The following is an 11,272-nucleotide window of genomic DNA, read 5'->3' as shown; positions in this document are numbered from 1 at the left end:
AAATCAACTTTATCTGCTTGACCACTATAATAATCATAATAAGCTTGTAGCTCTTTTAACAATACATCTGTCGACCAGCCATCAAAAGCTATATGATGGATACTAATTAATAATCGATACTCTCCAGCCACATTGTAAATAACTACTCTTAAAGGATACTCTTCTCTTAAATTAAATATATTTTTAACATATTGATTAACTACTACTTTGAAGTGTTCTTCTTGAATTTCTTTTACTTGAATTAATAATTCATCATCTTTGACTACTTGAATCTCTTTATCCTGAGAGTATACAAATACACTCCTTAATATCTCATGTCTTTGAACTATTGCCTTTAAAGATCTCTTAAGTATTTCTATATCTACATCTCTAGTCAAAGACAATAATACTGGCCTATGATATCCATTACGTCCTTGTTCATACTGCTCTATAAACCACAATCTTTCTTGAGCATAAGATAACTGGTAGCTATCCAGACTATATTTAGGTATAAGTATTTGAGATATGTTAATATTAATAATATAATTTGATATTGATAATACGTTTTTATAACTAAAAATGTCCGCCAAACCAACGTTAACATTAAGTTCTTTACTTATCTTCTGAGATAACTTAATAGCCAATATACTGTTTCCACCTATCCTAAAGAAATTATCTTTCACTCCTACTCTATTTAGACTCAACACTTCTTGCCATATATTACATAACTTTGTTTCAAGCTCTGTAGTAGGTGCTTGATATGTATCTTCATTAACAAACTCAGGATCAGGTAATGCCTTACGATCTAACTTACCATTAGCTGTAAGTGGGAAACTCTCTAACTCAATTAGAGCATTAGGGATCATATATTCAGGCAATATTTTGGATAACGTTTCAAGCAAATCCTCTTCATTAAGAGTATTCAATATTTCTGCTATATAATAGCCTATTAAGTATTGCGATTTATTTTTTTTATTTTCTTTAGCTAATACTATAGACTGTCTAATTCCTTTGAGCTTATTAACTTGGGACTCGATCTCTTTTAGTTCTACCCTATACCCATTAACTTTAACCTGAAAATCATTTCTTTCTAAATACTCAATTTCGCCATTTCCCAACAGTCGTACTATATCACCCGTTTTATACATTTTGGAAAAACCATTTTCTATATCTTTCTTATCTGCAAAAGGATTAGGTATAAATTTCTCAGATGTCAATTGAGCATTACCAATATAGCCTTTTGCAAGACAAGGACCACTAATAAATAATTCTCCAGCTATTCCTTGAATACAAGGTTGTAAGTTTTTATTTAGTATAAACAGATGTATATTAGGCAATGCTGTCCCAATTGTAATTTTTTTTGTTTTTCCTAAGTCCGCATATGTAGCCCAAATAGTTGCTTCTGTAGGACCATACATATTTAATATTTTTGCTGATGTTGTTTTATGGATTTGCTGAAGCAAATATGATGGCATAGGTTCTCCACCAACTAAGACTTTTTCTAAACTTTTTATATTACTTAATTCTTGACTATTAAAGATCAAACTAGCTAGAGAAGGTGTACATTGTAAGTGTGTTACCTCATGCTTTTTAATAAGTTCTAATAGTGTTATATCCGTGTTTTCATTAGCAACTGCCAATTTACGCAGTTCATTTAAATGTTCCAGATTATTTATTACAATATCATCATCTATACCAAAATCAATAAGACAAGCAATCTCCGTAACACCAATACCTTTAAGCTTATCAATAAACTCAATAGAAGACTCTGGTGTTCCAAACAAACCATTCTCATAATAGTATCTTTGAAAAGCAATTTCTAGAAGTTCTTCTCTTTCTTCTTGACTAATATTATTTAAATCTTCATTTTTGATTTGTTTTAACAAGTTAATTGAACTAGAAAGATACTCTTTAAATGGACCTTTTACCTTAGATAATGAATATTTCTCATCATCTGAAATAAATGTATGTAACATAAGAGCAACTTTAAAATCTTTTTTATCATATCCCGAAGATTCTAATCCTTGGTAATATAATTCTATTCTCTCACTTAACTGCTCTAAAGATTGTCCAAGTAGATGTGTTAATATGTGAGCACCTTGTTCTCCTGCTTTACGAAAAGACTCAGGATTAAAAGCAACTGTTAACCATATTGGCAAATCTTTTTGTATTGGTCGAGGTAAGGTAGATATAGGTAAATATTCTCCATCAACCCCAGGAAACTCAATACTTTCCCCTCTCCATAATTTTTTAACAATATCTATTTTTTCTTCCAATATTTCTTTTCTATTATCAAAATTTTCTGGAGCTAATACAAAGTCATTTTTATTCCATCCAGTTGCAAATGATAATTCAACACGACCTTGAGAGATATTATCAATTATCGCCCAATCTTCCGCCACTCTAATTGGATCATGTAAAGGAAGTACACAGCTTCCTGTACGTATTTTAATATTAGAAGTTATTGATGATACAGCAGCACTGGTAATTGCTGGATTTGGATAAAGGCCACCAAATGCTCCAAAATGTCTTTCAGGAGTCCAAATAGCCGAAAAATTATTGTCATCAGCATATTTAGCTCCCTCTAGCAATAATCGATACTTATTTATATATTGATTATCTCTATCAGCATTATGATTCCCAAAATAGAATAAACTAAAGTCTATCTCCTTATTTGCATTCATAAGCTTATTATTTTTTCTGGCTCTTTTCCCTATTGATGGAGCAATTATTAGTTTAAATCCATTTACTAACGCACCAAAAATTTCTAAGATAGATATATCAAATGTTATATTAGTTACAGCTAACCAAGTTCCTTTCTTGCTAAATATATTTTCGATCCCAAATAAAAAATTAACTAGACTAGCATGTTCAATCATTACTCCTTTAGGTAAACCTGAAGTACCAGATGTATAAATAATATAAGCAAGCTGATCATCAGAAATTTTAACATTTAAGTTTCGTGGATCTTGATGACTATAATAATGAGAATCAATATTTAAATAATCTTTTTTTTCTAAAAAGAGACTACTATTAAAGGTATTATCAATAATTAACAAATCTATCTGAGCATCTCTTCGTATATGGTTTATTCTATCTTGAGGAAATGATGGATCCATTGGCACATATACAGCACCAATTTTAAAGGTAGCTAGCATACTTATAACCATATTCATTCCTCGGTCTAAGCAAATGCCAATTATTGGTTTACGACTACCTTTATAATTATAAGTTTTATTTTCAGAAAGTTTATCTAAAATAGCTCTTGCTAGCTGATTTGACTTATAATTTAAATCATGATAAGTTAAATTTTCTTCTTGATAGACTATTGCTATTTCCTCAGAAGAATTTATAACCTGCTCTTCAAACATATCTATGATAGTCTTAGACATAGGTTTCTTTAGTGGTGATGGATTTAATAGTTTTATCGACTTTTTCTGACTCTCACTTATTGATAAAAGTATATCTTTAAATGAGCAATATTCTTTTGAAATTACTTTCTGAAGAATATAATTAAAACTTTCAAAAAAGTCTTGTATCATATTTTCTGTGTAAAAACGCTCGCTAAACTCTATATGTGCAAATAATTTTTTGCTAATTTGTGTAACTGTTACTGAAAGAGGATACTTAACTTTTAGTGATTTAAATTTATCTGTAACTGGTAACTCATCATAGATATTGTTAGGAAGATTATGCATTGTAAAAGCAAAATCTTGTAAAATAATACGTTTATCTTCATCAACATATGCTAAAACATCATCAAATGAAATAGATGATAACGCTAACATATCATTAAGAATTCTCTGGTTTAAAGAAAGAAAATCAGAGATATTTATTTCTCTAACACCACATTCAAAAGGGAATGGTAACACATTTATAAATGGTCCTACCGATTCCATTACTTGAGGTACTCTTGTTGAGAGAGTGGTTGAAATAAAAATTCTATTTTTAGCATATATTTTAGATAACGTTAAAGCATAAATAGAAATTAATAAGTTAAATTCAGTAATATTAAAATTTCTGCTAAATTCTTTAATACCTTTAATTAATTTATCATCAAACTCAAAAACTACAGATTTTCCAGATACTACATTTATATTATTATCTAATTCTATTTTTACACTATCTTCTTCAAAAGCTAGTGCTTGTTGAATTCTAGAGTAGTATTCTGATGGATCACAATAAGACTTTTTAACTTGTTCATATAATACATAATCGTAATAGTGTATATTCTTATTTGATTGCTCTTCTACTTCTAAGATATCTTCCTCTGACGTATATTCTTTTACTTTTTTCTTAATGATGCTTAAAGATAAGACATCTTCAATAATATGATGATGCATAAAGCTAACATAAGTCTCATCTAATTTTTCACAATATCCTGCTTTAAAGGAAATAAGTTGATTATTCAATAAATCTAACTTTTCTGTCTCACACTTTTGCTTCCAGACTTCAATATCATTAAGCTTAATTTCTGAATAATCAATATTAAAACTCTTTATGGAAAAAAAAGACAATTCCATTGCTTCGTTAATACAACTACGAAGTATAGGAAAACTAGCTACAATATATTGAATAAAATGCTGCAACCGATGTAACTCTACCTTACCTTTAAAGGTAAACCACAATGGAATATTATATGTTGAACTATCTTGAAGTTTTACCACATGAGCAAAAATAGATTTTTGAATGTCTGACAGTTGATATTTAGATTCAGATAAACATATAAATAATTTCAATACTTCACTTTTGCTTAGATTATTCAAATTCAACAAATATTTTATTGCTTCGCTATTTTGTTTAACTTCTTCAAAAAAAATTTTTGAATTTTCTCCTCTTAAACCCAAGCGATTATCTTTCAAAAAAATTTGTCCACCAGATAATCTGACTTGATAAATTATTTTCGCTGCTTTTATTATATCCATAGAATATCCTCATTCTCATCGATGCTAATTTCTTTAAAACTAAAATTATCAACTAAACTAGCAATTGATTGATATGTAAATAGATCTGAAACCTGTATACTGACATTATAACTAGATTTTATTTGATTTATTAATCTAATACTTGTAAAAGAATTACCTCCAAGTTTAAGAAAACTATCACGTATCCCAACCTGCTTGAGTTCGAGGACTTCTTCCCATATTTGACAAAGCTGTTTTTCTAGCTCTGTTGTAGGTGAAACATAATTATCTTGATTTATCAATTCTGCTTTAGGTAACTTCTTATAGTTTACTTTTCCATTAGTAGTTAAAGGTAAATGATCTATAGTCAAATAAGTTTCAGGTATCATATATTTTGGAAGATAATTCTTAAGTTTTTTACTTATAAATTTTTCTAAATAAATTCGATCCGTATTAACTTCACTTAGTTGCTTTTGCTCTTGTGAAATACCACCTATAGCTACCATATACACTGACGAATCAGTTAAATTAAAACCTAATACTGTACTGCCTATATTTTGCTGATAGAGATTAGTAGTTATCTCTTGAGCCATATAACCTGCCTGTATATATGACTCTAGATTCTTATCTGCTTCAAATATTAGTATTCCACTTGAGTTTGTAAGAATACTACCTAACTCAGATATCTGTAACATTATCGGTTGAAAATTTAAATCATAACTATCGAACTTGTTACCATCATTAGCTACCTTTTTAATATTTAATTTGTTGGCCATACATTGTTGACCTAAAGTTACTTTAACAAGTTTATGATAATCTCCTTCTTGTCTATCTTGTATTTCATAAGCTACTGGATATTTCTCATTTAATAGCTGTAATATATGACCTAGTTCTAGATAAGCTAGCCTCAATGTCTCATCTTTATATAGAGGCTTCATCGCATTAATATATAAGTTAAATTTTATTGAAAAACCTTTAACCTTTCTTTTTCTATAAAGCTGTAAAGCATGTTCTATTGGATGATAATAATATACACCCTCATCTATACCTTCTATATATCCTTTAGGTATATTTACAAATGCTCTTATAGCATATGCACTTCCTCCTGATGGATATAGATATTTAGGTAATATTCTATCTTCTAATTGAATACCATTAAGCGGTGACAATAATTCTGTTAATTGCTCATGAGTAAGGGTTGTTGGTATTGATCTTTGATTACATTTCTTTTGTATTTGTATATCTAAACTACTAATATCAATTTTATGATCAAATTTACGATAACTCTTACGTAGTTTATATCTATCAATATTTATAATTGGATTTAACTTATATATAGTTTTTAAACCTCTAAGAATACCTTTCTGTTCTAATTTAAATGCTTGATAATCTATTTCATTATCTTTCTTTTTAAATTTCTCTGAAACTAAATACCCTACAAGTTGATTATCTTGTATTGTTACTAAAGCATTTTCTACTCCAGGTAACTTGGCTAGCTTTGATGATATCTCATCTAACTCAACCCTATAGCCATTTAGCTTAACCTGACCATCTTTCCTACCCTCAAATACTATATAGCTATCCCTATTCCACTTACCAAGATCTCCTGTCTTATATAGCCTTCCAAGTTCGGGGTGATCTATAAAGCTTGCTTTAGTCTTTTGTTCATCGTGCCAGTAACCTAATGCTACTCCTTGCCCTCCTATATAAATCTCTCCTATAACTCCTATAGGATTATGTTCTCCAAATTCATTTAATACATACATCTTCTGATTCGGCATAGATTGGCCATATGGGATAGATTTCCAACCTTGATCTATATTTTTGATCTCATACCATATACTCCATATACTTCCTTCTGTTGCCCCACCTAAACTCATTACTGTTATATTTGGGCATACTTCTTTTATCTGTTTAGGAAGATTTAATGGTATCCAATCACCACTCATTAATGTAACTTTCAATGAAGGTAATTGTTTATTACTATCTCTTACATAATCAACTAATAAGCTCATTAACTGTGGTACAGTATTCCATATAGTTATATTATGCTTGTCTATTAATTCATACCAATGGCTAGGATCTTTAGTCTTCTTCTGATCTGGGAACACTATTGTTCCACCAGCAGCTAATAAACCAAAGATATCATATACTGACAGATCAAAGCTTAACTCTGATAAAGCAAATATCTTACTTCTACTATAAATATTAAACTTCTCATTAACTGCTAATATAGTATTAACAGCTCCTCTATGAGATATGGTTACACCTTTAGGCTTACCTGTACTTCCTGAAGTAAATATCACATATGCTATATCATCTAGACTAGGTTTAGATAAGTTCTCTAGCTTAGTATTAGATTTATAATTGATAATATCTTCTATTATTAACCAATTATATTTAACCTCTATATCACTTCCTTTAATACAACCATTAAATTCAGTGTTAGACAATAATACTGTTTCTACATTACCCTCTGACAATACTTCATCACATCTACCTCTTGGCCAATCTACATGTAATGGTAAATAAGCCGAACCACTTTGCATAATTCCTAATGTAGAAACTACTTGCTGATAGCCTTTCTCACTTAATACTCCTATTAACCTACCTGACTCACATAATCCATGATCATATAGATATAAACTAATAGCATTTGTATATTCAGATATAGTCTTATAGTTATATTCCCCATCACAATCCACCACAGCTATAAATGATGGAGAAGCTTTTAATGAATCTGTAAATAGTCTTACTAAAGTAGACTCAACTTCTGGCTGAATATAACGGTTAGCTTGCTCTATTACTGACTTATCTAATTTAGGTAATTCTATCTTTGGCAAACTATCATTCCAGTCTGCCTCAGCTAAGCACTCTATTAAATCACAATAAGATTTGTGCATATATGAAATAACTTCAGGATCAAATAATTGTTCTACGTAATACCAATCAATAGAAATACCTTGTTTAGTTTCTCTAGCAATATTATCGATAATGCATTGAGACGTTTGAGCTGATTCATAATTTATACCTTCAAATTTATCATCAAGAAAATTATCCGGAAACATCTTATGACCTAATGCACTTGTAAATACATAAGGAGCAATTAGCTCATTAGGAGATAAACCACGATGCTTTCTAATATCTCTTATGACTTCGATACCTGAATAGCTACGATAATCTAGATCTTCCCACAGACTATTATGCACTTCTAATAAAATATTTTTTAATTTAGTTTCATTATCCAAAGAAAATCTAAAAAGCTCTAAAGTTGTGAAATCTCCAACAACTTTATCTATATCTTTATGAAAATACTCTCGATTAAATAATGTTAAATTTATTAAACAATCATTTTGCCCAGAAAATCTAGATAAAATAAAACTATAACAAAATAGTAAAACACTTGTAGCACTTATATTTAATTCTGCAGCCTTATTAGTCAAATTTAAAAAAATATCTTTTGAAATTTCTCTATTAAGATTAATAAAATTAATCTTTTTAATGTTATTGGGGTGATTTAATAATGGTAATTGAGGATATTTTGGTAAATCAGGTATTTTTTTTGCCCAATATTCTTTAGCATCATTATAGTATTTTGTATTTTTAAATTTAGAACAGAAATCTATATGGTTATCAAATGAAACTCCTAGTTCAGGAAGCTTACTACCATTATAAAAACTGTTTAAGTCATTAAATAGAATAGATAAACTATAAACATCCGTTATTATAGCATCAAAACCACAGTGTAAAATATATTTTCCAGATTCAGCTAAGCTATATTTGAAGTCAAACAAAGGATACTTACTAATATTAAAAACTTGGTGAGACATTTCCTCTCTTATAGTCAATGTACTTCCCTTATCAAGATGAAAAACAGGTACATCAAATAAAATTGACTGAGTACTCTCATTAATATTTATTACTGTTCTTAATTGTTGATGTCTATTAATAAGTTTATTTATTGCAAACTCAAGCCTTCTTACATCTATCTCATCAAAAGATAGTTCCATATATATATGAGTGGATATATTTCCTAAAGTTAATCCATCTACCCTTCCTAATAAATATGCACTCTGCACATCTGTAAGGGCAAAAGGTCTAGTATTTTTATCTTTTTCTGGTTTAAAATCAAAATCTTTCTTATTTAATTCTAGATTATCTCTCACATGTTGAGATAATTGCCCTAAAGTCACATGTTTAAACAAATCACTAGCCTTTAAAAATATCCCATATTTATTATTTATAGAAGAGACTATTTTAGTTACTAGTAATGAATTACCTCCAAGACTTAAGAAGTTACTATAACTATTTAGAATCTCAGGTTTTATTGGTAAAATTTTTAACCATATATCTCCTATGAACTTTTCAATCTTGTCATATGGATTAAACGTCGTATGATAAACAGAGTTAACTGTTACATTTAACAATTTTTCTCTATCCAACTTACCATTAGTTGTAAATGGAAAACACTCCATCTCGACCAATTCACTGGGTAACATATAATTTGGTAACGTATTTGATAATTGAGATAATATTTGTTCTTGTGTTAACCTACTCACTTTATCAGACACATAATAACCAACTAAGTATTTGGTTTCATTCTTATCTTTAGCTAATACACAGCTTTGTTTAATTCCTTCTATGCTAGATAATTGATTCTCTATCTCCTTCAACTCTATTCTATAGCCACGTATCTTAACCTGAAAATCGTTACGTCCTATATACTCAATATTTCCATCTGGAAACCACCTTACTAAATCTCCAGTCTTATATAACCGCGTATATCCATTCAACTTATCTTTTTCCGTAGCAAATGGATTAACAATAAATTTCTCAGCTGTCAACCCCGGACGGTTAAGATACCCTCTAGCCAATCCAGCTCCACCTATATATAACTCGCCTATTACTCCTATAGCAACAGGTTGCTTATTTGAATCTAAAATATATAGTTTTGTATTTGATAAAGCTTTACCTATTTGTTCAACCTCATTTAATTCTATAGTTTTATGAGATGCATATATAGTTACCTCTGTAGGACCATATATGTTATGTAATCTAACCTTATTAGACCAGTAATTCGCAACAGCTTTACTTAATGGTTCACCTGCATAAATAAAAGACTTTAACTTTGGGTAATCTTCTTGTGGTAATTGTGATAACAGTATCGGTGGCAAATAACAATAATTTATTTCATTATTGATAAGGTAATCTGATAGGTTATTAACGTTATTTATTGTTTCTTTTGATAATATATGTAACGTAGATCCTTGTATTAAGCTAATAAAAATCTCTGAAATAGATACGTCAAATACATATGAAGTAAATTGCGTTACTTTATCTTCTTTATTTAGTACATAAACTTCTTTCAAATATTCTAATACAGCATTAACTCCTTTATGTTCCAACATCACTCCTTTAGGTAGTCCAGTAGTCCCAGATGTATATATAACATATGCCAAATCTGTTGGATTGCTTTGTGGTAATAGATTTACTTTATCATCCTGACTATATACATAAACCTCTTCTTGAGCCTTAGCATTTACAACTAGATCAATTGATATAAAATCTATATTCCTATCTAACTCTACAGCTAACAGTCTTAATTTATCCTCTAGGTGAGACTGCGTAATAATTAAACTAGCATTTGTATCTATAAGGATATGTTTAAACCTTTCATCTGGATAATTCGGATCCATTGGAACATAAGCCCCTCCAGACTTCATTACTCCTAATATGCCTATAACCATATCCAAACTTCTCTCTAAACAAAGCGGAATCAGCGTATCCGGCTTAAGCTCATGGTTCGTAAACTCCTTATACTGCTTCCTTATATATCTAGCTAACTGATTCGCTCTTTCATTTAACTTCCCATAAGTTAGCTCTTCTCCCTCAAACATTAATGCTATATTATCCGGATTCTTTTCTACCTGCTCTTCAAATAACTGATAAACTGTCTTATCTTTTGGATAATATTTGTCGGTAGCATTCCAATCATAGATTAATTTCTTATATTCATTATCAGAGAGAGTAACTTTGAAATATTTATCTAAATTTACTGAATCATATTTAGATATATCCAAATCTTGAGATATTAATATCAAACTATCAATTATATCATCTATACTATGCCCTACCGATAATTTAAAACTATCTTTAGACCCTTGGTTAATATAAACACCTTGGTCTGATACTAATAAGAAATTATCTACTTTTTTTGATAAAATAGTTTTTGCTTTTAATAAAAATCTATAATTAAAATATATTGCCACATCGACCTTCTGATCATTCATGGACTCAATAACAGTATGTCCAAAATCAATGATCTCTACTTTTAGCTCTTCATAATATTGATTGTTTTTATCAATGAATATAGATAGTTCTCTCATAAT

2 protein-coding genes are annotated in these 11,272 nt (G+C 29.4%); both read right to left on the bottom strand.

Annotated features, from left to right (window positions below):
* Positions 1-4,904, bottom strand: a 4,904-nt coding sequence (locus tag R8535_RS03170) for a MupA/Atu3671 family FMN-dependent luciferase-like monooxygenase (protein WP_329496503.1), incomplete at its 3' end; no start/stop codon positions are given.
* Positions 4,895-11,269, bottom strand: a complete 6,375-nt coding sequence (locus tag R8535_RS03165; RefSeq protein ID WP_329496501.1) for a non-ribosomal peptide synthetase — start codon at positions 11,267-11,269, stop codon at positions 4,895-4,897. The genes R8535_RS03170 and R8535_RS03165, both read right to left, overlap by 10 nt.
* Between the last annotated feature and the right edge of the window lie 3 nt (positions 11,270-11,272).

Source organism: Francisella sp. 19S2-4 (assembly GCF_036281795.1).
Classification (GTDB): Bacteria; Pseudomonadota; Gammaproteobacteria; order Francisellales; family Francisellaceae; genus Francisella.
The sequence above is the reverse complement of the archived record's forward strand: the minus strand, read 5'-3'. Positions and strand labels throughout refer to the sequence as shown.

What these genes read in the sequence shown, in the direction of transcription:
- R8535_RS03165 (WP_329496501.1), bottom strand. Translation starts at nt 11,269, where the DNA reads ATGAGAGAACTATCTATATTCATTGATAAAAACAATCAATATTATGAA.